Annotated in this window: 24 protein-coding genes and 1 riboswitch; of the genes, 20 read left to right on the top strand and 4 right to left on the bottom strand. The window is 73.6% G+C overall.

Translation table 11 applies throughout. The features are described 5' to 3' along the window. Positions 1–22: 22 nt before the first annotated feature. Positions 23–1,228, top strand: coding sequence for an NADH:flavin oxidoreductase (locus GFH29_RS02250; RefSeq protein WP_228387712.1), 1,206 nt, complete (start codon positions 23–25; stop codon positions 1,226–1,228). Here the strand turns inward: GFH29_RS02250 and GFH29_RS02255 are convergent. Further along, positions 1,212–2,984, bottom strand: a complete 1,773-nt coding sequence (locus GFH29_RS02255) for a GNAT family N-acetyltransferase (RefSeq protein ID WP_153321858.1) — start codon at positions 2,982–2,984, stop codon at positions 1,212–1,214. The genes GFH29_RS02250 and GFH29_RS02255 overlap by 17 nt on opposite strands. Before the next feature lie 42 nt (positions 2,985–3,026). Here GFH29_RS02255 and GFH29_RS02260 point away from each other — a divergent pair, with 42 nt between their 5' ends. The 3 genes from GFH29_RS02260 to GFH29_RS02270 all read left to right on the top strand — a co-directional run bounded on the left by GFH29_RS02260 (position 3,027) and on the right by GFH29_RS02270 (position 5,782). Beyond that, positions 3,027–3,809, top strand: a complete 783-nt coding sequence (locus GFH29_RS02260; RefSeq protein WP_153321859.1) for an alpha/beta fold hydrolase — start codon at positions 3,027–3,029, stop codon at positions 3,807–3,809. A gap of 71 nt (positions 3,810–3,880) precedes the next feature. After that, positions 3,881–4,711, top strand: coding sequence for an SDR family oxidoreductase (locus tag GFH29_RS02265; RefSeq protein ID WP_153321860.1), 831 nt, complete (start codon positions 3,881–3,883; stop codon positions 4,709–4,711). Between the two features lie 9 nt (positions 4,712–4,720). Then, positions 4,721–5,782: an MBL fold metallo-hydrolase gene (locus GFH29_RS02270; protein WP_153321861.1), complete on the top strand. Its 1,062-nt coding sequence runs from the start codon at positions 4,721–4,723 to the stop codon at positions 5,780–5,782. 16 nt (positions 5,783–5,798) lie between these two features. On the opposite strand, the gene GFH29_RS02275 is transcribed toward GFH29_RS02270, so the two are convergent. Beyond that, a complete protein-coding gene (locus tag GFH29_RS02275; protein ID WP_153321862.1) occupies positions 5,799–6,257 on the bottom strand; it encodes a GNAT family N-acetyltransferase in 459 nt (152 codons plus the stop codon). Between the two features lie 88 nt (positions 6,258–6,345). Continuing rightward, positions 6,346–6,454: riboswitch (TPP riboswitch) on the top strand. Between GFH29_RS02275 and GFH29_RS02280 the strand changes: the two genes are divergently transcribed. From GFH29_RS02280 to GFH29_RS02305, 6 genes are all read left to right on the top strand, one after another. Continuing rightward, positions 6,447–7,514, top strand: coding sequence for a thiamine ABC transporter substrate-binding protein (locus GFH29_RS02280; RefSeq protein WP_153321863.1), 1,068 nt, complete (start codon positions 6,447–6,449; stop codon positions 7,512–7,514). It overlaps the preceding riboswitch by 8 nt. Before the next feature lies 1 nt (position 7,515). Continuing rightward, positions 7,516–9,156: an ABC transporter permease gene (locus tag GFH29_RS02285; RefSeq protein ID WP_228387713.1), complete on the top strand. Its 1,641-nt coding sequence runs from the start codon at positions 7,516–7,518 to the stop codon at positions 9,154–9,156. After that, positions 9,156–10,145, top strand: a complete 990-nt coding sequence (locus GFH29_RS02290; RefSeq protein WP_153321865.1) for an ABC transporter ATP-binding protein — start codon at positions 9,156–9,158, stop codon at positions 10,143–10,145. Before GFH29_RS02285 ends, GFH29_RS02290 begins: the two co-directional genes overlap by 1 nt. Positions 10,146–10,207: 62 nt before the next feature. Next, on the top strand, positions 10,208–11,248 hold the full coding sequence (locus tag GFH29_RS02295; protein WP_228387714.1) for a phosphatase PAP2 family protein: 1,041 nt from the start codon (positions 10,208–10,210) through the stop codon (positions 11,246–11,248). A gap of 311 nt (positions 11,249–11,559) precedes the next feature. Further along, positions 11,560–12,894, top strand: coding sequence for a C40 family peptidase (locus tag GFH29_RS02300; RefSeq protein WP_153321866.1), 1,335 nt, complete (start codon positions 11,560–11,562; stop codon positions 12,892–12,894). 61 nt (positions 12,895–12,955) lie between these two features. Further along, the gene (locus GFH29_RS02305; protein WP_153321867.1) at positions 12,956–15,001 is read left to right on the top strand and encodes an acyl-CoA dehydrogenase; all 2,046 of its coding nucleotides are present in this window, start codon (positions 12,956–12,958) and stop codon (positions 14,999–15,001) included. A gap of 69 nt (positions 15,002–15,070) precedes the next feature. Here GFH29_RS02305 and GFH29_RS20405 read toward each other — a convergent pair whose 3' ends face one another. Then, entirely contained in the window at positions 15,071–15,565 is a 495-nt protein-coding gene (locus tag GFH29_RS20405) for an inorganic diphosphatase (protein ID WP_416224758.1), read from the bottom strand. Between the two features lie 162 nt (positions 15,566–15,727). Here GFH29_RS20405 and dacB point away from each other — a divergent pair, with 162 nt between their 5' ends. The 3 genes from dacB to tilS are packed head-to-tail and all read left to right on the top strand — an operon-like array spanning position 15,728 to position 19,322. Beyond that, positions 15,728–17,224: a D-alanyl-D-alanine carboxypeptidase/D-alanyl-D-alanine-endopeptidase gene (gene dacB, locus GFH29_RS02310; protein WP_194288900.1), complete on the top strand. Its 1,497-nt coding sequence runs from the start codon at positions 15,728–15,730 to the stop codon at positions 17,222–17,224. Positions 17,225–17,258: 34 nt separating this feature from the next. Continuing rightward, positions 17,259–18,302 carry a zinc-dependent metalloprotease gene (locus GFH29_RS02315; protein ID WP_228387715.1) on the top strand — a complete coding sequence of 348 codons (1,044 nt, stop codon included), beginning with the start codon at positions 17,259–17,261 and terminating at the stop codon, positions 18,300–18,302. A gap of 3 nt (positions 18,303–18,305) precedes the next feature. Beyond that, positions 18,306–19,322 (top strand): tRNA lysidine(34) synthetase TilS, encoded by a 1,017-nt coding sequence (tilS, locus tag GFH29_RS02320; protein WP_153321869.1) that lies wholly within the window; start codon positions 18,306–18,308, stop codon positions 19,320–19,322. 143 nt (positions 19,323–19,465) lie between these two features. On the opposite strand, the gene GFH29_RS02325 is transcribed toward tilS, so the two are convergent. After that, the gene (locus GFH29_RS02325) at positions 19,466–20,053 is read right to left on the bottom strand and encodes an LppM family (lipo)protein (RefSeq protein WP_153321870.1); all 588 of its coding nucleotides are present in this window, start codon (positions 20,051–20,053) and stop codon (positions 19,466–19,468) included. A 104-nt stretch (positions 20,054–20,157) separates the two neighbouring features. On the opposite strand from GFH29_RS02325, the gene GFH29_RS02330 reads away from it, so the two are divergent. From GFH29_RS02330 to folK, 7 genes are all read left to right on the top strand, one after another. Next, the gene (locus GFH29_RS02330) at positions 20,158–21,012 is read left to right on the top strand and encodes a hypothetical protein (RefSeq protein WP_153321871.1); all 855 of its coding nucleotides are present in this window, start codon (positions 20,158–20,160) and stop codon (positions 21,010–21,012) included. Between the two features lie 76 nt (positions 21,013–21,088). Next, positions 21,089–21,640, top strand: a complete 552-nt coding sequence (gene hpt, locus GFH29_RS02335; protein ID WP_153321872.1) for a hypoxanthine phosphoribosyltransferase — start codon at positions 21,089–21,091, stop codon at positions 21,638–21,640. Positions 21,641–21,751: 111 nt separating this feature from the next. Further along, entirely contained in the window at positions 21,752–23,836 is a 2,085-nt protein-coding gene (gene ftsH / locus GFH29_RS02340; protein ID WP_153321873.1) for an ATP-dependent zinc metalloprotease FtsH, read from the top strand. Beyond that, positions 23,833–24,453, top strand: a complete 621-nt coding sequence (gene folE, locus GFH29_RS02345) for a GTP cyclohydrolase I FolE (RefSeq protein WP_153321874.1) — start codon at positions 23,833–23,835, stop codon at positions 24,451–24,453. The genes ftsH and folE overlap by 4 nt, the downstream gene beginning before the upstream one ends. A gap of 49 nt (positions 24,454–24,502) precedes the next feature. Then, a complete protein-coding gene (folP, locus tag GFH29_RS02350) occupies positions 24,503–25,369 on the top strand; it encodes a dihydropteroate synthase (protein ID WP_228387871.1) in 867 nt (288 codons plus the stop codon). Then, positions 25,366–25,761, top strand: a complete 396-nt coding sequence (folB, locus tag GFH29_RS02355) for a dihydroneopterin aldolase (RefSeq protein WP_153321875.1) — start codon at positions 25,366–25,368, stop codon at positions 25,759–25,761. Before folP ends, folB begins: the two co-directional genes overlap by 4 nt. Beyond that, positions 25,758–26,327 (top strand): 2-amino-4-hydroxy-6-hydroxymethyldihydropteridine diphosphokinase, encoded by a 570-nt coding sequence (gene folK / locus GFH29_RS02360; RefSeq protein WP_153321876.1) that lies wholly within the window; start codon positions 25,758–25,760, stop codon positions 26,325–26,327. The genes folB and folK overlap by 4 nt, the downstream gene beginning before the upstream one ends. Positions 26,328–26,330: the final 3 nt, after the last annotated feature.

Below are 26,330 nucleotides of genomic sequence, written 5' to 3' on the forward strand. Positions count from 1 at the left end.
GAACACGTTATCGTTCACGATCGTGAGTGCTCCCGACGTCTTCGCCCCGGCCACCTTGGGGCCGGTCACCCTCCGCAACCGTACGGTCAAGGCGGCCACCTTCGAGGGGCGTACGCCCCACGGCCAGGTCACCGACGAGCTGATCGACTACCACCTCGCCCCGGCGCGCGGGGGGATCGGGCTGACCACTGTCGCCTACCTCGCGGTCGCGCCCGAGGGCCGCACCCACCGTGAGCAGATCGTGGTCGGCCCCGACACGCTGGCCGGGCTGAGCCGCCTCACCGATGCCGTCCACGAGACCGGCGCCGCCATCGCCGGACAGGTCGGCCACGCCGGCCCGGTCGCCAACGGGCGCTCCAACCGGGTGCACGCGATCGCGGCCAGCGCGATGCCCAGCCCGCTGTCGATGCAGATGGTGCGCGCGGCGAGCGAGGCCGACCTGACCCGGGTCACCGGGGCCTACGTCACCGCCGCGCGCACCCTGGTGCGCGCCGGGTTCGACGTGCTCGAGCTGCACATGGCGCACAGCTATCTGATCTCCTCCTTCCTCGCGCCGGGGCTCAACCGGCGCAAGGACCGCTGGGGCGGGAGCCTGGAGAACCGCGCCCGGCTGGCCCGCCAAGTGGCCCGGGCCGTGCGCGAGGAGGTCGGCGGCGAGGTCGCGGTGACCGCCAAGCTGAGCCTCGGCGACGGCTTCCGCGGCGGGGTGACCACCGACATCGGGCTGGAGGTCGCCCGGCTGCTCGAGGCGGACGGAACCCTGGACGCGATGCAGCTCAGCGGCGGCAGCTCGCTGATGAACCCGATGTACCTCTTCCGCGGTGACGTCCCGCTCAAGGAGTTCGCCGCCACGATGCCGCTGCCGGTGCGCCTCGGCATGCGGACCCCGGTGGGGCGCTCGTTCCTGAAGTCGATCCCGTTCGAGGAGGCCTACTTCCTGGACAAGGCGCTGCGCTTCCGCGACGCCCTGTCGACCCCGCTGATGCTGCTGGGCGGGATCAACCGGCGCGACACCATGCAGCGCGCGATGGAGCTGGGCTTCGAGTACGTCGCGATGGGGCGTGCGGTGCTGCGCGAGCCCGACCTGGTCAACCGGCTCCAGGCCGGGGACGTGGCGGCCGGCATCTGCATCCACTGCAACCAGTGCATGCCCACCATCTACGCACCGGGCGGCACCCACTGCCCGGTGCGCAGCCCCGGAGGCGCGGGCCTCACAGCTGCTTCTTGAACCCGACGTGGGTGGCCTGGTAGCCCATCCGCTCGTAGAAACGGTGCGCGTCGGCACGCTCGGCATCGGTGGTGAGCTGGGCCAGCGTGGCGCCTCGGGCGCGGCCGTGGTCGTGCGCCCACTCGAGCATCGCGGAGCCCAGCCCGAGCCCGCGCGCCGTCGCGCCGACCCGGACGCCCTCGACCTGGAGCCGGGTGGCCCCGGAGCGGGACAGGCCCGGCACGATGCTCAGCTGCATCGTGGCGACCACCGCGTCCTCGTCGTCGCGGACCACCGCGAGGAACTGCGCGGGGTCGCGGGCGACGGCGTCGTACGCCGCCTCGTAGTCCACGGGGTCGCCGCTCTCGCGGGTGGCGCCGATCGGGTCGTCGGCCAGCAGCGCGACCAGCGCCGCGACGTCGCCGCGTCCGGCCCGCTGCACCCGGAACCGGCGCCCGGAGACCTGCAGGACCCCGCCCGCCGACTCCCGGGCCCGGCTGCGCAGCTCGGCGACGAGGCGGTCCAGCCACCGCCCGACGTTGCGGCGGGCCTCGTCGGTGTCGGGGTAGCGGCAGCGCAGGTGCAGGCCGGACTCGTCCAGCACGAACCACAGCATCACGCCGTCGGTGAGGATCGAGGCCCCGACGTACTGCGCCTCCAGGCCCTTCGCATCCACCCGGACCGGCAGCCGGCGCAGGTCGAGCCAGGAGATCGCGAACATGCCGGGTGCCTCCGGCATCCCGCCCCAGGGGGCGAGCACGTCCTCCAGCGGCCACGACCCGAGCGAGACCGCCTCCTTGACCGCCGCGGCGGCGGCCAACGGATGCGGGTCCTCGCAGGTGAGGACGGAGTTGGTGATGAACCAGCCGACCGAGTCGTGCCAGGTCGGGTCGTAGCGGCTGTGCACCGGGAAGACCGCGCGCAGCGGCTCGTCGGCGAGCACCCGGGTCACCTGGGTCATCGCCGAGACCACCAGGCTCAGCGTGGAGACGCCGGCCTCGGCGGCCGACACCCCGAGCGCGGCCGCGTCGTCGACGTCGAGGACGTCGCGCACCTCGACCCGCTCGCGCTGGGGGCCCTCGGCCTCACCGAGCGACATCGGGAACCGCGGCATCACCCCGCCGGAGTCGTCGAGCACCTCGGCCCAGCGGCGGCGTACCTCCTGCGGGGCGCGGGGCCCGGCACGCAGCGCCGCGGTGTGCTCGGCGAACGGTGCGGCGTCCGGCCAGCCCGCGAACGGCTCGGTCCCGCGGCGGCGGGCGTCGAGCGCGGCGAGCAGGTCGCGGGCGACCACCAGCATCGACCACATGTCGACGTGGGAGTGGTCGGCGCCCACCACCAGCGTCGGGCCGTCGGCGGTCTCCAGCAGGCAGAGCCGGTGCGCCGGGGCGGCGTACGGCGTGCAGGCGGCGTCCAGCACCTCGCGCAGGGCGTCGTTGACCGCCTGGCCGGGGGCGATCGGGTGCTCCACCCACCGGCCCTCGCCGAGCCTCGCCGCGTGCAGGAGGGGTCCGTCGGGGCCGGGGAAGAAGACCGAGCGCAGGGTGCCGTGCCGGTGCAGGACGGCACGCCAGGCGGCCTCGACGTCGGCGAGGTCGCGCGGGCCGGGGAGGCGGAAGGACAGCGCCATCCACGAGCCGGGACGCTCGCCCGCGCCGACGTGGCGACGCTGGTCGAAGGAGATCGGCAGCGCGCGCGGCTGCGGTTCGACGCCGAGGTCGTAACCCAGCAGGCGGCCGAACGGGAGTCTCAGGTGGGCCACGTTCGTCAGCCGCATGGCCGTACTCTAGGGGCCCGTCCCCAGCCAGGAGCCGCCGCGTTGCCCACCTTCACCGTGCCCGGCGCCGCGCTGGACTGGGAGCTCAGCGACGAGGGCGGCGAGCCAGTGGTCCAGCTGCACGGGCTGACCTCGAGCCGCTACCGCGACCGGCTGCTCGACCTCGACCTCGGTGTCGGGCTGAGCGGCACCCGGCTGCTGCGCTACGACGCCCGCGGGCACGGCCGCTCCACGGGGCGCGCGGTGCCCGAGGACTACCGCTGGGAGGTGCTCGCCGACGACCTGCTGCGGATCCTCGAGGGGGTGTTCCCCGGCGAGCCCGTGCACGGCGTCGGCCCCTCGATGGGCTGCGCGACGCTGCTGCACGCGATCACCCGCGACCCGCAGCGGTTCTCCGCGCTGACGCTGGTGGTGCCGCCGACGGCCTGGGAGACCCGGGTCGCGAAGGCGGGCGACTACCTCGCCGCCGCCGAGCTGGTGGAGCGCGACGGGATGGCCGCGTTCGTCGAGGCCGGCCGCAGCGCGCCGCGGCCCCCGGCCACCGTGGACGCGCCCGAGACGGTGCCGGACGTGCGCGAGGAGCTGTTGCCGTCCCTGCTGCGCGGCGCCGCGCTCAGCGACCTGCCGCCGCCGGAGGCGGTCGCCGGGATCGGCGTGCCGACGACGGTGCTCGCCTGGACCGAGGACCCGGCGCACCCGCTGCGCACCGCCGAGCGGCTCGCCTCGCTCGTGGCCGGCAGCGAGCTGGTCGTGGCCGCCACCCCGGCCCAGGCGGGGGAGTGGCCGCGCCGGCTGCACGAGCAGGTCGTGGCCGCGCGCCGCTGAGCGCGACCCGACGGGCGGGGGAATCGCGAAGAGCCGGGACGTGGACCCCCCGCGCCGCTAGGGTCCCCGGCATGAGCATCCTGGACAGGTTCGCGGTCACCGACCAGGTCGCGATCGTCACCGGCGCCGGCCGCGGGCTGGGCGCCGCCACGGCGGTGGCCCTCGCCGAGGCCGGCGCCGACGTGCTGATCTCGGCGCGCACCGAGAGCCAGCTGGAGCAGGTCGCCGCGGCGGTGCGCGCCACCGGGCGGCGCTGCGTGGTCGTGGCCGCCGACCTCAGCGACCTCGACGCCGTGGCCGCGCTCGCGCAGACGGCGTACGACGAGCTGGGGCGGCTGGACACGGTCGTCAACAACGTCGGCGGCACGTTCCCGCGCGGCTTCCTCGAGACCAGCGAGCGGTTCTTGGAGGAGGCGTTCCGGTTCAACGTCGCCACCGCGCACGCGCTGAGCCGGGCGGCGGTCCCGCTGATGCTGCGCTCGGGGCCCCTCGGGGCGGGCACGGCGCAGCAGTCGATCGTGACGATCTCCTCGATGCTCGGGCGCACGGCGGGGCGCGGCTACCTCGCCTACGGCACCGCGAAGGCCGCGCTGGCGCACTGGACCCGGCTGGCGGCCACCGACCTGTCGCCGCACGTGCGGGTCAACGGGATCTTCGTGGGCTCGATCCGCACCAGCGCCCTCGACTACGTCGCTGGGCAGCCGGAGCTGATGGAGCAGCTGGAGGGCAGCACGCCGCTGGGCCGCGTCGGCGAGCCCGAGGACATCGCCGCGGCGGTGCTCTACCTCGCCTCGCGCGCGGGGCAGTACGTCACCGGCAAGCTGCTCGAGGTCGACGGCGGCATCCAGCAGCCCAACCTGGATCTGGGACTTGGCGACCTCGAACCCGCCGCTCTCTCCTAGGGTGCGGGAGTGACCTCCTCCTCCACCCCCACCGCCCGCGCGATCTCGCCGGACTCCGGCACCCACTGGTCAGCCGAGGGAGCGTGGCGGGTCGCGGACGGGATCCACCGGATCCCGCTGCCGCTGCCGATGGACGGGCTCAAGGCGGTCAACGTGTACGTCGTGGAGACCGGCGACGGGCTCACGCTGATCGACGGTGGCTGGGCGATCCCGGTGGCGCGCGAGCTGCTCGAGCGCTGCCTGCGCGAGGTGGGCTACGGCTTCGGCGACATCACCCGGTTCCTGGTGACCCACGTGCACCGCGACCACTACACGATGGCCTCGGTGCTGGGCGCCGAGACCGGCGCGCAGGTCTCGCTCGGGTCGGGGGAGAAGCCGGCGCTGGACCTGCTCAACAACCCCGACCTCGACGAGAACCCGTTCCTCGCGGTGCTGCGCACCGCCGGTGCGCAGGACATCGCCGAGCAGTGGGGCTCCGGCGACGGCGAGGGCCCCGACCCGTCGCTGTGGCGCTACCCCGACATCTGGCTGGACGGCGACCACGACATCGACCTCGGCACCCGCACGGTGCGCGCCGTACACACGCCGGGGCACACGCCGGGCCACTTCGTCTTCGCCGACACCGCCGCCGGGATGCTGTTCGCCGGCGACCACGTGCTGCCCACGATCACGCCCTCGATCGGGTTCACCGTGCCCCCGGCCGACCAGCCGCTCGGGGACTTCATGGCCTCCCTCGCCAAGGTCCGCGCCCTGCCGGACCTGCAGCTGCTGCCCGCGCACGGGCCGGTCGCGCCGTCCGCGCACGCCCGCGTCGAGGAGCTCCTCGTGCACCACGAGGGCCGCCTGGCCGAGAGCCTCGCCGCGCTCTCCTCCGGCCCGCGCACCTCGCGCCAGGTGGCCGCCGAGCTGCCCTGGACCCGTCACGACCACCACTTCGACACCCTCGACGCGTTCAGCCGCGGGATGGCCGCGATGGAGACGAAGGCCCACCTCGAGCTGCTCGTCGCCCGCGGTCAGGCCACCGCCACCGACGCCCCCGACGGCATCCTGTTCACCGCCACCACCCCCTGACCCGTTCGCGGAGGGGTCAGGGCGTGGCGCGGCGGGGGTCGCGGCGCATGGGGGTGTGCGGGATGCCGTCCTCGAGGTACTCCGGGCCGGTGGCGCGGAAGCCGTACGACGCGTACCAGTCGACCAGCGGGGACTGGGCGTCCAGGACGCAGGCGTGCTCACCGACCTCGCGGAGCGCGGCGCGCATCAGCTCGTCGGCCAGCCCGCGGCCGCGCGCGGAGGCCACCAGCACCACCCGGCCGATGCGGGCATGGGTGCGCTCGTCGAGCAGGCGCAGGTAGCCGATCAGCCGACCGGTCCCGCCCGCGCCCTTCTCCAGGAGCAGCAGGTGCCGGGTGCCGGGCTCGAGGTCGCGGCCGTCGAGGTCGGGGTAGGGGCACTCCTGCTCGACGACGAAGACGTCCTGGCGCAGCCGCCAGACGGCGTACGCCGTGCGGGGGTCGAGCTCGTTGAAGGCGAGGGTGCGGATCTCCACGCCCTCGAGTGTCACAGATGCCCGAGCCTCCCGCCCGGCCACGGCCCGGACCCTCCCCGGGCGGTGCGAGCAGCGGGCTAGGGTGTCCAGCACAAGACAGGGGAGCACGCGCGAGCGTGCTGAGAGTGCGGATGAGCCGCAGACCCTCCGAACCTGCTCCGGTTAACACCGGCGAAGGGAGTCACACCGATGGTGCTGTCCACCCATGCCCGCTCGGCCGTCCTCACCGGACTGGCCGTCCTCGCGACCTCCGTGCTCGGCGGCTGCTCCTTGACCGGCTCCTCCGGGGAGGAGGCCGCCGAGGGCAGCGACCGGGTCGTGCTCGTCACGCACGACTCCTTCGCGCTGCCTGACGAGCTGGTCGCGGACTTCGAGGAGCGCACCGGCCTCGACCTCGAGGTCCGTCCCTCCGGCGACGCGGGGACGTTGACCAACAAGCTCGTGCTGAGCAAGGACGACCCGGTCGGCGACGTCGCGTTCGGCGTCGACAACACGTTCGCCTCGCGGGCGCTCGCCGAGGGCGTCTTCGCCTCCTACGCGCCGGGCCTGCCGGCGGGTGTCGCCGCCCACGAGCTGCCCGGCGACGACGAGGACCTGCTCACCCCGGTCGACACCGGCGCGGTCTGCCTCAACGTCGACGACACCTGGTACGCCGAGCGCGACCTCACCCCGCCACGCACCCTCGAGGACCTCACCGACCCGGCCTACCGCGACCAGCTGGTGCTGCCCGGGGCGACCACCAGCTCGCCGGGCATGGCGTTCCTGCTCACCACGATCGCGCGGTACGGCGAGGAGTGGCCCGACTACTGGCGCGAGCTGATGGACAACGGGGCCCGGCTGACCAACGGCTGGTCCGACGCCTACCAGGGTGAGTTCACCCAGGGCGGCGGCGCCGGCGACCGCCCGCTGGTGCTGTCCTACGACTCCTCCCCGGCCTTCACGGTCTCGAGCGGCACCTCCACCACCAGCGCCCTGCTCGACACCTGCTTCGAGCAGGTCGAGTACGCCGGGGTGCTGGCCGGCGCGGACAACCCCGAGGGCGCCGAGCAGGTGATCGACTTCCTGCTCAGCGACGAGGTGCAGGCCGCGCTGCCGGAGAGCATGTACGTCTTCCCGGTCTCGGGGCAGGTCGAGCTGCCCGCCGCCTGGGCCAAGCACGCCCCGCGTCCGGAGCGGACCTGGCAGGTCGACCCCGCGGCGATCGATGAGAACCGCGCGGAGTGGCTGCGGGAGTGGAACGACCTGGTCGCGCGCTGACGTGGCCGGGCTAAGGAGGCTGCTGGCCCTCGCCGCGCTGGCCGCCGTACCGGTGCTCGCCCTCGGGCTGTTCTTCGTGGTGCCGGTCAGCGGCATGCTGGCGCGCGGCTTCGTCGTCGACGGCGTCTTCGACCCCGCCGCCGTGCTGGAGGTCCTGGCGCGTTCCCGGGTGCACCGGGTGCTGTGGTTCACGGCGTGGTCGGCCGGCGCCGCCACCGCGCTGGCGCTGGTGCTCGGCCTGCCCGCGGCGTACGTGCTGCACCGCCTGGCGCTCCCGCTGCGCGGGGTGGTGCGGGCGGCGTTGCTGGTGCCGTTCGTGCTGCCGACGGTGGTCGTCGGCGTCGCGTTCAAGCAGCTGCTCGGCCCGGACGGCCCGCTCGGGTTCCTCGGCCTGGACGGGACCCCCGCCGCCATCGTGCTGGGCCTGGCGTTCTTCAACGTCTCGGTGGTGATCCGGGTGGTCGGCGGGGCGTGGGAGTCCCTCGACCCGCGCCCGGGCGAGGCCGCCGCGGCGCTCGGGGCCTCCCCGCGCCAGGTGTTCACCACCGTCACCCTGCCCGCGCTGCGCCCGGCGATCGTGTCGGCGGCCAGCGTGGTGTTCCTCTTCTGCGCCTCGGGGTTCGGGGTGGTGCTCACCCTCGGCGGGCTGCGCTGGGCCAGCGTGGAGAGCGAGATCTACCTGCTCACCACCAACATGCTGGACCTCCAGGCCGCGGCCGCGCTGTCGATCCTCCAGCTCGTGGTGGTGAGCGTGCTGCTCGCGGTCTCCGCGCGGCTGCGGGCGGTGCCCGGCGGCACCGCCCGCACGGTCGCGCGCCCGCGCCCGGTGCGCCGCGCGGACTGGCCGTGGCTCGCCGCCACCGCGCTCCTGCTCGCGTACGTCGGGGCGCCGATCGCCACCCTGGTCGCCGGCTCGCTGCGGGTCGAGGGGGAGTGGAGCCTGGGCAACTACCGGGCGCTGGGCACCACCGGCTCCGAGCAGGCGCTGCTGGTGCCGGTGACCGACGCGCTGGCCAACTCGGTGCGGGTCGCGGTGGACGCCACCTGGATGGCGCTGCTGCTCGGCGGCCTGGTGGCGCTGGTGGTCACCCGGCGCTCCCGCGGGCGCGCCGAGCGTCGGCTGCGCGGGGCGCTGGACGCGTTCTTCATGCTGCCCCTCGGCGTCTCCGCGGTGACCGTCGGCTTCGGCTTCCTGGTCACGCTCGGGCGTGGCCCGGTCGACCTGCGCGACTCGCCGCTGCTGGTGCCGATCGCGCAGGCACTGGTCGCGCTGCCGCTGGTGGTGCGGACCCTGGCCCCGGTGCTCGGCGGCATCGACGACCGGCAGCGCCAGGCCGCCGCCTCGCTGGGTGCCGGGCCGCTGCGCACGCTGGCCACCGTCGACCTCCCGGTCGTGTGGAAACCGCTGCTCGCCGCGGCCGGCTTCGCCTTCGCTGTCTCCCTGGGCGAGTTCGGGGCGACGTCCTTCCTCGCTCGCGACGACCGGCCCACGGTGCCGGTCGTGATCTTCCGACTCATCGGCCACCCGGGTGCGATGAACTACGGCATGGCCCTCGCCGCGTCCGTCGTCCTGGCCGCCGCCACCGCAGTGGTGGTGCTGGCCGTCGAACGGCTCCGCGTGGGCTCGGTAGGAGCGTTCTAGTGCTGTCCCTGCGTGAGGTCTCGGTCTCCTACGACGGAGAGCCCGCCGTGCGGCAGGTGTCCCTCGACCTGCCCGACGGCCAGGTGCTGGCCGTGCTCGGCCCCTCGGGCAGCGGCAAGTCGACGCTGCTGCGCGCGGTCGCCGGCCTGGAGGACGTCACCGGCGGCGCCGTGATGTGGGACGGCCGCGACCTGACCGGCGTGCCCACCCACCGGCGCGGCTTCGCGCTGATGTTTCAGGACGGCCAGCTCTTCACCCACCTCAGCGTCGCGCGCAACATCGGCTACGCGCTGCGGCTGCGCCGCGTCCCGCGCGCCCAGGCCGCGCGGCGGGTCGAGGAGCTGCTCGACCTCGTCGGGCTCGCCGGGTACGGCGACCGGCTGCCCGGCACCCTCTCCGGCGGGGAGCGGCAGCGGGTCGCGCTGGCCCGCTCGCTGGCCGTCGAGCCGCGGCTGCTGCTCCTCGACGAGCCGCTCTCCGCCCTCGACGCGGGACTGCGCGAGCGGCTGGCCGCGGACCTGCGCGAGATCCTTCGCGCCGCCGGCACCACCGCGCTGCTGGTCACCCACGACCACGAGGAGGCGTTCGCGGTCGCCGACCGGCTGGCCGTGCTGCGCGACGGGCGTCTGGTGCAGGAGGGCGAGATCGGCCAGGTCTGGCGCGCCCCGGCCGACACCGCGACCGCGCTCTTCCTCGGCTACGCCCGCGTGCTCACCGGCCCGGCCGCGGCCCTCGTGCTCGACGCGGCGGGCGTGCCCGCCGCGCCGGCGCTCGCCGTACGACGCTCGGCGCTGAGCGCCGACCCGGCCGGCCCGTTGTCCGGCACCGTGCGCGCGGCACGCGACACGCCCGGACAGGTGCGTCTGGTCGTGGACGTGGCCGGGGTGGGCGAGGTGGACGCGGTCGCCGGTCTCGGCCGGCCTCCGGCCCCCGGGGAGCCGGTGCGGCTGCGCGTCGACCCGGGCCGGGTCGCGGTGATCCCGCGCTGAGGGAGCGGTCGTCGCGAGGATCCCCGACCTGGCCCGCAGGGCACGTCTCCTAGACTGCCGGCGTGTATCGCCGTTCCTATGCCCTCCTCGTCGTGCTCGCCGTCGTCATGGGCGCCTGGGCGGTGGTCACCTCGGTGGCGCTGGACCGGCCGCTCATCGACCCTGAGGGCAGCTTCCTCGGCCCCTCCTGGCTGCGGCTGCCGCTGCTGCTCGGCGGCGCGCTCCTGCTCGACCTCGTGCCGCGCACGATCTGGGTCTCCAAGGGCAAGCCCGCCCAGATGCCCGCGATCTTCCGCGAGCGCTGGCGCACCCACTGGACCCGCGAACGGCTCACGCTGGTCGGCGTCGGCATCGTGTGCTTCTACGTGATCTACGTCTGCTACCGCAACCTGAAGTCGTTCCTGCCCGAGGTGAACTCGGCGATGTACGACCGCGAGCTGCACATGCTGGACCGGGTGCTGTTCTTCGGCCACGAGCCCGGGCCGGTCCTCCACGAGGTGCTCGGCACCTTCTTCACGGCGCACTTCCTGTCCACGATCTACCTGTGGTTCATCCCGCTGGTCGCGATCCTCGTGACCGTGTGGCTGGTGTGGTCGCGCAACATCTCCTTCGGGTGGTGGTTCGTGACCTCCCAGGGCATCATCTGGGCGCTCGGCACCGTCACCTACTACCTGCTGCCCACCATCGGGCCGGGCCTGGAGTACCCGTTCCTCTACACCGACCTCACCCACACCGGCACCACCGACCTGATGAACTCGCTGGTCAACGCGCGCCAGGGCGTGCGCTGGGGGACGGGCGAGGCCCAAGGCGTCGCCGGCTTCGCCAGCCTGCACACCGGCGTCACGCTGCTGTGGGCGCTGATGATCCAGTACACCGTGCGCAACAAGGCGCTGCGCATCATCGCCTGGGCCAACTTCGCGGTCACCGTGGTCGCGACGATCTACTTCGGCTGGCACTACGTCGCCGACGTCGCCGGCGGCGTCGTGATCGCGCTGATCGCCTTCTGGCTCGGCGGCCTCGCCACCGGTCAGAAGTTCGAGCGCGGCGGCCTGCGGTCGCACCCGATCACGACGACCTCCGCGGTCCCCGTGGGCCGGCACTGACGCCGCCTCCGCATCTGCTGCACCGCCGACCCCCGGCCGGACCGTCTCCCGACGGACCGCCGGGGGTCGGTCTTTCTCCGCCGCCACGGCCGACGGCCCACCGGCAGCGCGAATTACATTCTTGTAATTCGTCAAGCCGACACGCCGGGCTGCGCAGAGAAAGATGGGCAAAATGTGGCGCTTGTGACCAGAGTTCACTAGCGTGACTGCCGAGACGCCCCGGACGGAGAGGAAGACGCCCGGGGTGTCGAGTCGTGGGACCCGGCGGAAGGCAGCGTGTGCGCACTCAGAACTCCCTGCGGAGAACCGCCGTGGCCCGCGGGCCGCGTCGGGCGCTGCCGGCCTCGCTCGTGGCGACAGGTCTCGCCGGCGCGCTCGCGCTCGGCTGCCTGAGCGGCAGCACCGCTGCACTCGCCGACGAGGAGGTCCCCTCGCGCGCCGAGGTGGCCCGGGCGGAGGACGCCGCGCTGGACCGCGCCGGCGAGCTGGCCGCGACGCGAGCCCGGCTGGCCCTCGCCGACGCCCGGCTCCGGGCGAGCGCGGAGGAGGCCGCGCAGGCCGCCGAGGCCTACAACGGCGCCCGGTGGGCGGCCGCCGAGGCGCGCCGCGAGCTGCGCGCGTCCCAGCGATCCGCCACCCGCGCCGGCGAGCTCGGCGAGCGTCAGCGTCGCGTGTACGCCGACGCGATGGTCGCCTCCTACCAGCTGGCACCCGAGCTGAGCGCCCTCGCGGCGCTCACCGAGTCCGACGGCATCACCTCGGTGCTGGAGACCACCACTGTCGTCGGCAACGCCCAGGAGGCGCTCGAGCAGCGCGCCGAGGCCTACCGTGCGGCGGCGACCGTCGCCGAGGTCAGCGCCGATCAGGCGGCGCAGGCCGCGGATCAGGCCCGGGAGAGCGCCGAGCAGGCGCGCGCGGCACGCGACGCCGCCGCCGGGGCCGCCCGCGCCGCCGCGGACGAGGCCGCCGCGATCGCGGCCGAGAAGGCCGACCTGGTCGCCGACCTGGCCCGTCTCGAGGGGATCAGCGTCGTCCTCGCCGAGCGCCGCCAGTCCGACCTGGAGCGCCGCGCCGCCGAGACCGCCGCCGCGGCCGTCGAGGCCGAGGTCCAGGCCGCCGACCAGCAGGCCCCCCATCCCGGCCCCGTCGCCGCTCCGGCCCCGGACCCCGCCCCGGTGACCCCGCCGAGCACACCGACCCAGCCGAGCACACCGAGCGCGCCGACCCAGCCGAGCGCGCCGGTGCCCCCGACCCCCCAGCCCGCCCCGGCGCCGCCGGTGGCCTCGGGCGCCGCTGCCGCCGTGGCCTTCGCACGCGCCCAGCTCGGGGAGCCGTACCGCTGGGCCGCCGCCGGGCCGGACGCGTGGGACTGCTCCGGACTCACCTCCGGCGCCTGGGCGGCCGGCGGGAAGCCGCTGCCGCACTACTCGGTCGCGCAGTACGAGCAGTCGACCCCGATCGGGGCCGGTGACCTGCGCCCCGGTGACCTGGTCTTCTGGGGCTCCACCTCCAGCCCGTCGTCGATCTTCCACGTCGCGCTGTACGTCGGCGACGGGCGCATCGTGCACGCCCCCCGCACGGGCCGTCCGGTGACCGAGGAGTCGATGTACTACTGGACGCCGCCCACCTTCTACGCGCGTCCCTGAGCGCGCCGGGCGCCTGTCCGGACCACGTCTGACGTGGGTGACCCGTGGGTAACGTGGGGCCATGTCCGCCGACACCGTGCACCCCTCCGCCGTGTCCCCGTCCGCCGTCCCCCACGTCCCCGAGGTCCCCACCGGACCGGTCCCGAGCGCCGTCCCCGGGGCGACCGAGGCCGACACCCGGCGCAGCCCCTCCGTCGACGTCGGGGCGCTGACCGCCCTGCTCGACGGGCGCTACGCCGAGGTCCGCGACCTGGTCCGCACCAACCTGGAGACCTTCTCCAGCGTCCTCGAGGACGCCGAGACCATGGACCACCACGCGTTCCGCGAGCGCGTCAAGGACGTCGTGCTGGAGATGGCCGCCACCGGCCAGACCGGCATGGGCTTCCCCGAGGAGTACGGCGGGGGCGGTGACATCGGCGCCTCGGTGGCCGCCTTCGAGACCCTCGCGTACGGCGACCTCTCGGTGCTGGTGAAGGTCGGGGTGCAGTTCGGCCTCTTCGGTGGCGCGATCCTCCAGCTCGGCACTCGCGAGCACCACGACCGCTACCTCGCCGACCTGGTCCGCGGCGACCTGCTCGGCTGCTTCGCGATGACCGAGACCGGGCACGGCTCCAACGTGCAGGCGCTCGGCACCCGCGCGACGTACGACCCTGCGACGCAGGAGTTCGTGATCACCACCCCCGACGACAGCGCCCGCAAGGACTACATCGGCAACGCTGCCCGGCACGCCCGGGTGGCGGTCGTCTTCGCCCAGCTCGAGGTCGGGGGCAGCTCCGAGGGCGTGCACGCGTTCGTGGTGCCGCTGCGCGACGCCCACGGCGCGTGTCTGCCCGGCATCCGCATCGAGGACGACGGGCTCAAGATGGGGCTCAACGGCGTCGACAACGGCCGGATCTGGTTCGACGACGTGCGCGTCCCGCGCGCCGCGCTGCTGAACCGGTTCGCCGACGTCACCCCCGAGGGCGTCTACGAGAGCGCGATCGAGAGCCCCGGGCGGCGGTTCTTCACGATGCTCGGGACCCTGATCCAAGGACGCGTCTGTGTCGGCGGCGCCGGCATCAACGCCGCCAAGGTGGCGCTCACGATCGCGGTCAAGCACGCGCTGCGGCGCCGGCAGTTCGAGGCCAGCAGCGACGGGCCGGAGGAGCTGCTGCTCGACTACGGGCTGCACCAGCGGCGGCTGCTGCCGCTCCTGGCGCGCACCTACGCGATGCACTTCGCCCAGGAGGTCGTCGCCGGGCAGCTGCACGACGTGACCTCGGGCCTGGTCACCGACGAGCACGTCAAGCGCGAGCTCGAGGCGCGCGCGGCCGGCACCAAGGCGCTCGGCACCTGGCACGCCACGCGCACCATCCAGGAGTGCCGCGAGGCCTGCGGCGGCGCGGGCTACCTCGCGATCAACCGGTTCGCCGCGCTGAAGGCCGACACCGACGTCTTCACCACCTTCGAGGGCGACAACCACGTGCTGCTCCAGCTGGTCGCCAAGGGGCTGCTGACCGACTACGCCAGCGAGTTCGAGGACATGGACCAGCTCGGCCTGGTGCGCTTCGTCGCGGGCCTGGCGGTCGAGACGGTCGTGGAGAAGACCCGCGTGCACCAGCTGCTCGAGCGGATCAAGGACGTGCTGCCCGGCGGTGACGAGTGGGACCAGGAGGCGGGCATCCTCGACTCCGACTACCAGCTGGCGATGTTCCGCTTCCGCGAGGAGCACATGATCAGCGGCGCCGCGCGTCGGCTCAAGCGCGGCATCGACGACGGCATGGCGCCGGGCGCGGTCTTCTCCCGGGTGCAGGACCACGTGATCGGCGCCGCCCGCGCCCACGTCGAGCGGCTGGTCCTCGAGGCGTTCGTCGACAAGGTGCGCGCGATGCCCGAGTGCGAGGAGAAGATCGCGATGGGGCTGCTGTGCGACCTGCACGCGCTGAGCGTGCTGGAGGCCGATCGGGCCTGGTTCATGGAGCACGGCCGGCTCTCGGTCGCCCGCTCCAAGGCGATCACCCGTGAGATCGGCAGCCTGTGCCGCCGGGTGCGCCCGCTGGCCGAGGACCTCGTCGACGCCTTCGCGATCCCTCCGGCGATGCTGCGCAGCCCCGACCTCGTGGGCTGAGCGGTCCCAGACGCAACGAGCGCCAGTGCCCCGCGGGGCGCTGGCGCTCGTCGTACGACGGGGCGGGGCTCAGTGGCCGCCGGTCTCCTTCGCACGCTCGAAGGAGGCGAGGACCTCGGCCTCGGCCTCGGCGCGGCCGACCCACTCGGCGCCCTCGACGGACTTGCCGGGCTCGAGGTCCTTGTAGACCTCGAAGAAGTGCTGGATCTCCAGGCGGTCGAAGCGGGAGACGTGGCTGATGTCGCGCAGGTGCTCCAGGCGCGGGTCGGCCGCCGGGACGCAGAGGACCTTGTCGTCGCCGCCGGCCTCGTCGGTCATGCGGAACATGCCGATCGCGCGGCAGCGGATCAGGCAGCCCGGGAAGGTCGGCTGCTGCAGCAGCACGAGGGCGTCGAGCGGGTCGCCGTCCTGGCCGAGGGTCTCCTCGATGTAGCCGTAGTCGGCCGGGTACTGCGTCGACGTGAAGAGCGTGCGGTCCAGGCGCAGCCGGCCGGACTCGTGGTCCACCTCGTACTTGTTCCGCTCGCCCTTGGGGATCTCCACCAGCACGTCGAACTCGAGCACGTCATTCCTCCGCGTTTTGGGTCCGGGCCGACGGGCCCACATGGTCATGGCCAGCAGTCGCTGGTCGGGGTGTTCTTCGATCAGGGTGTCACCCCCGCCGGGGATGCACGGGGTCAGTCTCGCGCACAATGGCCGCAACACACACTTGATGGGAGTGACTGGGTGCCTCGACGTGACCGACGCCACGGCGGCGCGCCCGAAGCGGGCCGGGCTGCGACCTGGCTCGTGCTGCTCCTCGTGCTGGTTCTCGGGGTCGGCGGTGTGGCCACCTACCGCTTCCAGGTCGCCGACGACCTGCTCGACGACTGGCTCGGCCCGCGCGAGGCAGCCTCGCCCGCCGAGGTCGCCCCGCCCGACGGGATCGAGCTCGGGGCGGTGGAGCAGCCCTCGCCGCTGGCGCGCCCGGCGGTGGCCGGTCAGCTGGATCCCCGCGCCGTACGCCGCGTCCTCGAGCCGGAGCTGCGCGATGAGGACCTCGGCCCGCACGTCCTCGCCGCGGTCGCGCCGATCGCCGGCGGTGCCCCGGTCGTCGTACGACGGGGGAGCGCGACAGCGATCCCGGCGTCGACCACCAAGCTGCTGACCTCGCTGGCCGCGCTCGCGGCGCTCGACCCCGACACGGGCTTCGAGACCCGCGTGCTGCAGCAGCCCGACAACGGCTCCGGCCCGGCCCGGATCACCCTGGTCGGCGGCGGCGACCCGCTGCTCGCCTCGCGCCCCGTCGAGGCGACCGGCGAGGGCGAGGAGACCCGCTGGCCGCCCCGCGCCGACGTGGTGACGCTGGCCAAGGAGACCGCGGCGGCGCTGGCCGTCGAGGGCCGCCCCGCGGTGCGGGTCTCCTACGACGACTTCCTGTTCACCGGCCCGAGCGCCAGCACCGGCTGGGAGCCCGGCTACGTGCCCGACGGGGTGGTCGCCCCGATCGGCGCGCTGTGGGTCGACGGCGGGCGTCCGGAGAACGGGTTCGGTCGGGTCGCCGACCCGGCCCGTGCGGCCGCGGACGAGTTCGTCGCGGCGCTGCGCCGCGCCGGGGTGCGGGTGCTCGGCGAGCCCGAGCACCGCCGTGCGGGAGCCGACGCGGCCCCGCTCGCCTCGGTCACCGGGCCGACCCTGCGCCAGCTGGTCGAGCACCTGCTGCTGGTCAGCGACAACGAGACCACCGAGGTGGTGCTGCGCCACGTCGGCCTCGCGGTGGCCGGGACGGGCAGCTTCGAGGCCGGCACCGCCGCCGTGCTCGAGGTCCTCGCCGACCTCGGCGTGCCCACCACCGGGGCGAGGATCTTCGACGGCAGCGGGCTCTCGCGGGAGAACCGGCTGCGCCCCGAGACGCTGCTCGGGGTGCTGCGGGTCGCGGCGACGCACCCGCGCGAGGACCTCGCCTCGCTGCTGTCCGGGCTGCCGGTGGCGGCGTTCTCGGGCTCGCTGACCGACCGCTTCGACACCGGCGCCCCCGAGGGGCGCGGACGGGTGCGCGCCAAGACCGGCACCCTCACCAACGTCAGCAGCCTGGCCGGCACCGTCACCACGCTCGACGGGGTCCCGGTGGTCTTCGTGCTGATGACCGACAAGGTCGCGGTCGAGGACACTCTCGAGGCCCGCGACGCCCTCGACGAGGCCGCCGCGGCGCTCGGCGCGTGCCGCTGCGCGGGCTCGTCGTGACCCGGCAGTCGGCACCCACAGGTACGTTCAGGACATGACTCAGCAGCTCCCACCCGCCCCCGAGATGATCGACTGGGGCTTCGCGGTCAAGGTCGGCTCCCGCATCGCCGGCGACGGCCCGCAGGTCGGCCGCGAGTCCGCCGCGGCGACCGTCGCTGAGCTGCGCGAGGGCGCGCGGCGCTCCACCGACCTGGTCCGCGAGTTCACCGGCCTGGACGCACCCGACGACACCGCGCCGGTGCTCGTGGTCGACCGGCCCGGCTGGGTGCAGGCCAACGCCGACGGCTTCCGGGCCGTCCTGGCGCCGATCGTGGACCAGCTGAGCGCCAAGCGTCCGCCCTCCGGCCTGGCGCTCACCCTCGGCTCCAAGGTGACCGGCGCCGAGGTCGGCTCGCTGCTCGGGTTCCTCTCCTCGCGGGTGCTGGGCCAGTTCGACCCCTTCCACGACCCGCACGGCCGGCTGCTGCTGGTCGCGCCCAACATCGTCCACGTCGAGCAGGCCATCGACGCCGACCCGCGCGACTTCCGGCTCTGGGTGTGCCTGCACGAGGAGACCCACCGCGTGCAGTTCACCGCGGTGCCGTGGATGCGCGAGCACCTGTTCTCCGAGATCGGTGCCATCGCCGACACCATCGACTCCACCGAGCTGGTCGAGACGGGGCTGCAGCGCGTCGTCGAGGCACTGCGCGGCGGCGGCCGCGGCAGCCTCATGGACGTGCTCGGCTCCCCGGCCCAGCGCGAGATCGTGGACCGCGTCACCGGCGTCATGTCGCTGCTGGAGGGCCACGCCGACGTCGTGATGGACGGCGTCGGCCCCACGGTGATCCCCAGCGTCGCGCGCATCCGCGCCTCCTTCGACCAGCGCCGCCAGGGTGTCGGCGCCCTCGACCGGCTGCTGCGCCGCCTGCTCGGGCTGGACGCCAAGATGGCGCAGTACCGTGACGGCGCGCGTTTCGTGCGCCACGTGGTCGGCACCGCGGGCATGGAGCAGTTCAACGCCGTCTGGGAGGGCCCGGCCAACCTGCCCACCACCGCGGAGATCCACGACCCCGACGCCTGGCTGCGCCGGGTCCTCTGACGCGTGGGCCTGCACCCCTCCGTCGCCGCGGTGCGCCGCGCCGTACGACGCGGCACCGACGACCTCGAGGCCGGCACGCCCGTCCTGGTCGCCTGCTCCGGCGGCCCGGACTCGATGGCACTGCTCGCCGCGACGGTCTTCGAGGGCCACCGGGCCGGGCTGCGCGTCGTCGGCGCGAGCGTCGACCACGGGCTGCAGGCCGGCTCCGCGGAGGTCACCGCCCGGGTCGTGCAGCAGATGGCGCGGCTCGGCGCCGACGAGACGATCTCCGCGCGCGTGCAGGTCGAGGGCGCCGGGCTCGGCCCGGAGGCCGCCGCCCGGCGGGCGCGCTATACGGTGCTCGAGCAGATGGCCAGCCACGTCGGCGCGGCGGCGGTGCTGCTCGGGCACACCCGCGACGACCAGGCCGAGACCGTGCTGCTGGGGCTCGCCCGTGGCTCGGGAGGGCGCTCGCTCGCCGGGATGCGCCGGCGCTTCGATCGCTACCGGCGCCCGCTGCTCGACGTCACCCGCGACGACACCGTGACCGCCTGCCAGGTCGAGGGGATCGAGGTCTGGCACGACCCCCACAACGACGACCCGGGCTATGCGCGGGTGCGGGTGCGGCGGGCGGTGCTGCCGGTGCTCGAGGAGCACCTCGGCCCCGGTGTGGCGGCGACCCTGGCCCGCACCGCGGACCAGCTGCGCGTCGACATGGACCTGCTCGACGACCTCGCCGAGCGTGCGTACGCCGACGTCGCGCCCGACGACCCCGCCGCCGGGCTGCCGGTGGACGGCCTGGCTGCGCTGCCCGACGCCGTACGACGCCGGGTGCTGCGGCTGGCGGCACTCGCCGCCGGCTCGCCGCCCTCGGAGCTGTTCCACGACCACGTGCTGGCGCTGGACGCGCTCGTCACCGGCTGGCGGGGGCAGAAGTGGGTCGACCTGCCGGGCCACGTGCGAGGGACGCGCTCGGCCGGGGTGCTGCGGGTGGCGGCCCACCGCCGCGGCGACGGCCCGGCGGACACCGCTCAGGCCTGAGGCAGGCTCCGGCGCCGCGACCACCAGGCCGGTGCTCGAGGACTCCTCGGCGGCCGGCTCCTGCGCCGCCGCCGGGCCCGTCTCGTCAGCCAGGGTCGCGGTCGCTGTCAGCTCGTTGCTCTCGGTCGCGGCGAGCTCCCAGGTCACGGTGTGCTCGTCGTCTCGCCGTTGGCCTCGACGATCCGCCCGGGCAGGGTGATGCTGACCCGCCCCTCCGGCTCGCGCATCCCCAGCGCCGCGGGGTCCATCTCCTCGACCGCGTCCTCGCCTGCGGCGTCGCTCAGGTCGAGGGTCATCGCCACCCGGTAGGTGTCGCCGTCACGGGTGATCTCCAGGGTCTCCTCGCCGTCCTCGTCGCTGAGCGCCTCGGTGAGGCCGGCCAGCGGCAGCTCGGTGAAGGAGACCTCGTCGCCGTTCTTCCCGCCGGCCCCGCTCTCGGGGAAGGCGTCCTTCAGGTCGGCGAACATCGTGCGAAGCTCCTCGAGCGCCTCGGTGTCGACGGCGGTCACGATCGTGCCCGAGACCACGTCGTCGGGGTCGACCACGAGGTCGAGGTCGATGCGGAAGCAGCCGGTGAGGGTGAGCAGGGCGGTGGCGGCGACGGCGGTGGCGGGCAGGAGACGGTGCAGGTGGTTGCCTTCCTCGGTACGAGAGCGGAGTTCCCGGCGGGGCTCGCGCCGACACGCACGGGGTCGGGTGCGCCCTGGCCCATCTGGACCACTGCGGTGCACGGCCGGGTCATTCCGGGACTTCTCCCGGCCGACACCCCGTGCGCCGCCCTAGGCTCGGGCAGCCCGGCTCCCGGGCCCCCGCCCTCACGAAGGAACCCCCTCTCATGGCCCTCCGCCCCCGCCGTTCCGGCGTGCTCGCCCTCACCCTCACGGGACTGCTCGCCGCCGGTCTCGCTCCGGTCGCCGCCCAAGCCGTCGACCGGGACACCGCGCCCCGGTTCGAGGCGCCCACCCTCACCGCCGCCCAGCTGGCCGGCACCCCCGAGCCCGGTCGCGGTTGGATCTTCGGCAGCGTCGTGGACCCCAGCGGCAAGCCCGTCGAGAACGCCCGCGTCGAGGCCTACGACTACTGGGAGGACATCGACGGCGTGCTGTCCAGCGGCCTGACGTACGGCGGGGACTTCGAGCTCTACAAGCTGCGGGGCGGTCCCGACATGCTCTACATGCTCAAGGTCAGCACCGGCCCCGGCTCCGCCCACCCGATCCGCACCACCTGGGTCGGTGAGGAGGACGGCATCGAGCTCAAGCGGCGTGAGGTGCTCGAGCTCGACCCGATCACCGTGCGGTACCAGAAGGTCGCCTCCCTGACCACGGCGAAGGCGTCCCGCACCACGATCGGCAACCGGTCCCGGGCCTCGGTCTCCGTGCGCGTCGCGCCCGGTGCCGACACCGGCAGCACGGCCGTGCCCTCGGGGAAGGTGAGCTACCAGGTGAAGTCGGGTGCGAAGACCGTCGACTCGGGCTCGGCCACGCTGCGCGACGGCGTCGTCACCCTGCGCACCGGCAAGCTCGCCGGCCCGGCCAAGGTCACCTGCACCAAGGCGCAGCGCAAGAAGAAGCGCTGCCCCGCGCAGCCGAAGCAGCGGGCCTACTCGCTGAGCGTCTCCTACGCCGGCTCGGCGCAGTTCAAGGCCTCCGCGGCCCGGAGCCTGCCGCTCAAGGTCACCTTCCGCCGGTGAGCCGCCGCGGGGGCGGGCCGCCCGCCCCCGCGCCCGGCGTCCGGGCGCCCCGGTGGGGACGTCTAGGGTGTCGCCCATGGACGCAGCGCACGTCGAACAGGACCTCGTCAACGTTCTCTTCACCGAGGCCCAGATCCAGGAGCGGATCGGTGAGCTGGCCCGCGAGATCGAGCGTGACTACGAGGGGGAGGACCTCCTCATCGTCGGCATCCTGCGCGGCGCGGTGATGGTGATGGCCGACATGGCCCGCTCGTTCTCCCGTCACATCGAGATGGACTGGATGGCGGTCTCCTCCTACGGCTCGGGCACCAAGTCGAGCGGCGTCGTCCGCATCCTCAAGGACCTCGACACCGACATCTCGGGTCGGCACGTGATCGTCGTCGACGAGATCATCGACACCGGGCTCACCCTGTCGTGGCTCACCAGCAACCTCACCTCGCGCAACCCCGCGAGCGTCGAGATCTGCACCCTGCTGCGCAAGCCCGAGGCGCTCACGATGCCGGTCGACGTGAAGTACGTCGGCTGGGACATCCCCAACGAGTTCGTGGTCGGCTACGGCCTGGACTACAAGGAGCGCTACCGCAACCTGCGCGACATCGGCACCCTGGCGCCGCACGTCTACTCCTGACCGGGTCCGTCGGCGGACGTCGGCCCGGGCGCGCGGGCTTCCTGAGAGAATCGTGATTGTCGGCGGGATGTACCGTCGGCACTTCAGTCGTGCTCGAGTCGAGAGAAGTCAGTGAAGCGCATATTCAAGGGTCCCTGGGTCTGGATCGTCGTCGCAGTGGTCGGTGTGCTGCTCGCTTTGCAGTACCTCGCCCCGAATGCGGGCGGCGACGAGATCAGCACCTCGGAGATGACCGCCTACATCGAGGCAGGCCAGGTCAAGGAGATCACCTTCGTCGACGGTGACCAGGAGATCCGCGCGACCCTCGACGAGGGCGTGCGCGACGACGGCGACGAGGTGATGACGCACTGGCTCAACGGCACCCAGGCCGGGATCGCCGATGAGGTGCAGCGTCAGATCGACGCCGACGAGATCGAGGAGTACAACACCGAGGTCGCCGAGGCCAGCTTCCTGGGCTCGCTGCTGCTGACCTTCCTGCCGATCATCTTGATCGTCGTGGTGTTCTTCTGGCTGATCAACAGCATGCAGGGCGGCGGCGGTCGCGGCGTCATGCAGTTCGCCAAGTCCAAGGCCAAGCTGATCACCAAGGACATGCCGAAGACGACGTTCAGCGACGTCGCCGGCGCCGAGGAGGCCATCGAGGAGCTCGGCGAGATCAAGGAGTTCCTCCAGGAGCCCGCCAAGTTCCAGGCCGTGGGCGCCAAGATCCCCAAGGGCGTGCTGCTCTACGGCCCGCCCGGCACCGGCAAGACCCTGCTGGCCCGCGCCGTCGCCGGTGAGGCCGGCGTCCCGTTCTACTCGATCTCCGGCTCCGACTTCGTCGAGATGTTCGTCGGCGTGGGTGCCTCCCGCGTCCGCGACCTGTTCGAGCAGGCCAAGGAGAACGCCCCGGCGATCGTCTTCATCGACGAGATCGACGCCGTCGGTCGCCACCGCGGCGCCGGCATGGGCGGCGGTCACGACGAGCGCGAGCAGACCCTCAACCAGCTGCTGGTCGAGATGGACGGCTTCGACGTCCGCGGCGGGGTCATCCTCATCGCCGCGACCAACCGTCCCGACGTGCTGGACCCCGCGCTGCTGCGTCCGGGTCGCTTCGACCGCCAGATCCAGGTCGACGCCCCGGACCTGTCCGGGCGCCACCAGATCCTCCAGGTCCACTCGCGCGGCAAGCCGATGGCCCCCGACATCGACCTGCGCTCCGTCGCGCGTCGTACGCCTGGGTTCACCGGCGCCGACCTGGCCAACGTGCTCAACGAGGCCGCGCTGCTCACCGCGCGCACCAACGAGAAGCTGATCACCAACGCCGCGCTGGACGAGGCCATCGACCGCGTCATCGCCGGCCCGCAGCGCCGGACCCGGCTGATGAGCGAGAACGAGAAGCTCATCACCGCCTACCACGAGGGCGGCCACGCCCTGGTCGCCGCGGCGCTGCCCGGCACCGACCCGGTGCACAAGATCACGATCCTGCCCCGCGGTCGCGCCCTCGGCTACACGATGGTGCTGCCCGACGAGGACAAGTACTCCCAGACACGTGCGGAGATGCTGGACAAGCTGGCCTACATGCTCGGTGGCCGCGCCGCGGAGGAGATGGTCTTCCACGACCCGACCACCGGCGCCGGCAACGACATCGAGAAGGCCACCAACCTGGCCCGCGCGATGGTCACCCAGTACGGCATGACCGAGCGCCTGGGCGCCATCAAGCTCGGTGAGACTCAGGGCGAGCCGTTCCTGGGCCGCGACATGGGGCACGCGCGCAACTACTCCGAGGACGTCGCGGCGATCGTCGACGACGAGACCAAGAAGCTGCTGGCCGCGGCGCACCAGGAGGCCTTCGACATCCTCGAGGAGAACCGCGACGTGCTCGACCAGCTCGTCTTGGAGCTCCTCGACAAGGAGACCCTCGACAAGGCCGAGGTGGCCCGCATCTTCGAGCCGCTGCGCCGGCGCCCCGTGCGCCCCGCATGGACCGGGTCGCCCACGCGACGCCCCTCGGACCGTCCTGCGGTCGAGATCCCGGCCGAGATCCGTGCCCGCGCGCACAACGGCGGACGCGTCGAGGAGAACGGCTCCTCGGTCGTGGTGACCCCGCCCGGTCCCGGCGGCGACGTGCACGGCGACCCCGGTCTCGGTGGCGGCGGCAGCACGCCCACCCCGCCCTCGTCCGGTTCCTCCTCGACCCCTCCGGGTGCGGTGTGACGGACCCGGTGAGCCTTCCAGACCGCGCTCCCGCCGAGCTCGCCCCGTACGACCACGCACGCGCCGAGGCCGCGATCCGCGAGCTGCTGCACGCGATCGGCGAGGACCCCGAGCGCGAGGGTCTGCGGGAGACGCCCGCGCGGGTGGCCCGCGCCTACGCCGAGCTGACGGCCGGCCTGCGGATGACCCCCGAGGACGTGCTGACCACCACCTTCGACCTCGGTCACGAGGAGATGGTGCTGGTCCGCGACATCGAGCTGTGGTCGATGTGCGAGCACCACCTCGTCCCCTTCACCGGGGTGGCCCACGTCGGCTACATCCCCGCGGAGACCGGCAAGATCACCGGGCTGTCCAAGCTGGCCCGCCTCGTCGACGTCTACGCCAAGCGCCCCCAGGTGCAGGAGCGCCTCACCAGCCAGGTCGCGGACGCGCTGACGCGGATCCTCGAGGCGCGCGGCGTGATCGTCGTGATCGAGGCCGAGCACCTGTGCATGACCATGCGCGGGGTGCGCAAGGCCGGCGCCCGCACGATCACCTCCGCGGTGCGCGGCAGCATGCTCACCGAGCCGGCGACGCGGGCCGAGGCGATGGCGCTGATCAGCAGTCCGCGTCGCTGACCCGTGGTGCCGGTGCCGCGTGCGGCCCGGTAGCGTCGGGGCCGTGTCGATGCTGCCCCCCGACCTCCGGGACCTCACCCGTCCCGCGGTGATGGGCATCGTCAACGTCACCCCGGACTCCTTCTCCGACGGCGGTCGTTACGTCGAGCCGGAGGCGGCGGTGGCCCACGGGCGCCGGCTGCTCGCCGAGGGCGCCGACCTGCTCGACATCGGTGGTGAGTCCACCCGTCCCGGCTCGACGCGGCCCCTGGTCTCCGAGGAGCTCTCCCGCGTCGTACCCGTGATCTCCGAGCTGGCTGCGGCGGGCGCGGTGGTCTCGGTCGACACCATGCGCGCCGAGGTCGCCGCGGCCGCGATCGAGGCCGGCGCGGTCGTCGTCAACGACGTCTCCGGTGGCCTCGCGGACCCCGAGATCCTCGACGTGGTCGCCGCGACCGGGGCGACGTACGTCGCGATGCACTGGCGCGCCCACTCCCACCACATGAACGACTTCGCCCGCTACGACGGCCCCGGCGGGGTGGTCGCGGCGGTGCGCGAGGAGCTCTCCCAGCGCGTCGCGGCGATCCGCGCGGCGGGCGTGCGCGACGAGCAGGTCGTGCTGGATCCCGGGCTGGGCTTCGCCAAGGTCGGCGAGCACAACTGGGAGCTGCTGCGCGACCTGTCCTGGCTGCGCGACCTGGGCTTCCCGGTGCTCATCGGGGCCAGCCGCAAGACCTTCCTCGGCCGGCTGCTGGCCGACCGCGACGGGGAGCCGAGACCGGTGGGGGAGCGCGAGTACGCCAACGTCGCGATCACCCTGCACTGCGCGCGTCAGCAGGTCTGGTGCGTGCGCGTGCACGAGGTCCGGGCCAGTCGCGACGCCCTCGCCGCCCACCAGCTGCTCAACCCGCCGTACCACCGAGAGGAACCCCTGTGACCCACCGAACAGCGCGGGGAGAGCCCGACGAGCTGGCCGTCCTCGGCATCGAGTGCCGAGGCCACCACGGCGTCTTCGACTTCGAGCGGCGCGAGGGGCAGACCTTCGTCATCGACCTCGTGCTCGGGATCGACACCCGCCCGGCCGCCGGCTCGGACGACTTGCACGACACCGTCGACTACGGAAGTCTCGTGGCCGCGGTGAGGACCGCCGTGGAGAACGATCCGGTCGACCTGATCGAAACCCTGGCCCAGCGCATCGCTGACGTCTGCCTCTTGGACGAACGTGTTCAATGGGCGCGGGTCACGGTCCACAAGCCCAACGCACCCATCGAGGGAACGTTCACCGACGTGACCCTCACGATCACCCGTAGACGCGAGGCCGACAAGTGACTGAGACTCCCAACCCGCACATCATCGACGCCGACACCCTCACCGGTGAGATGCGTCCGATCCGGCGCGCGGTCCTGGCGCTGGGATCCAACCTCGGGGAGCGGATGGCGAGCCTCCAGGGCGCGATCAACGCGGTCGCCGACACCCCCGATGTCTGGGTCACCGCCGTCTCACCGGTCTACGAGACCGCCCCGGTGGACTGCCCGCCGGAGGCGAAGCCGTTCCTCAACGCCGTCCTGCTCATCGACACCACCCTCGCCGCGACGCGCCTCATGGATCGCGCGCTGGCGATCGAGGACGCCTTCGAGCGGGAGCGTGGCGAGACCCCGAACGCCCCGCGCACCCTCGACGTCGACCTGATCGTCGTCGGCGACCGGCGCAGCAACGAGGACTTCCTGCGCCTGCCGCACCCGCGCGCCGCCGAGCGCGCCTTCGTGCTCAAGCCGTGGTTCGACCTCGAGCCCGACGCCGAGCTGCCCGGCCATGGCCCGATCTCCGAGCTGCTGGCCAAGATCGGCGTCGACGGGCTGGTGCGCCGCGACGACCTCGAGCTCGTCGTCGAGTGACCG

Source organism: Nocardioides sp. dk884, from assembly GCF_009557055.1.
Taxonomy (GTDB): domain Bacteria; phylum Actinomycetota; class Actinomycetes; order Propionibacteriales; family Nocardioidaceae; genus Nocardioides.

Bases quoted from the DNA above. Each gene is read 5' to 3' on its own strand.
- hpt (WP_153321872.1), top strand. From the start codon at position 21,089: ATGGACGCAGCGCACGTCGAACAGGACCTCGTCAACGTTCTCTTCACC.
- GFH29_RS02305 (WP_153321867.1), top strand. From the start codon at position 12,956: ATGTCCGCCGACACCGTGCACCCCTCCGCCGTGTCCCCGTCCGCCGTC.
- folP (WP_228387871.1), top strand. From the start codon at position 24,503: ATGCTGCCCCCCGACCTCCGGGACCTCACCCGTCCCGCGGTGATGGGC.
- GFH29_RS02315 (WP_228387715.1), top strand. From the start codon at position 17,259: ATGACTCAGCAGCTCCCACCCGCCCCCGAGATGATCGACTGGGGCTTC.
- GFH29_RS02265 (WP_153321860.1), top strand. From the start codon at position 3,881: ATGAGCATCCTGGACAGGTTCGCGGTCACCGACCAGGTCGCGATCGTC.
- GFH29_RS02330 (WP_153321871.1), top strand. From the start codon at position 20,158: ATGGCCCTCCGCCCCCGCCGTTCCGGCGTGCTCGCCCTCACCCTCACG.
- GFH29_RS02280 (WP_153321863.1), top strand. From the start codon at position 6,447: ATGGTGCTGTCCACCCATGCCCGCTCGGCCGTCCTCACCGGACTGGCC.
- GFH29_RS02255 (WP_153321858.1), bottom strand. From the start codon at position 2,984: ATGCGGCTGACGAACGTGGCCCACCTGAGACTCCCGTTCGGCCGCCTG.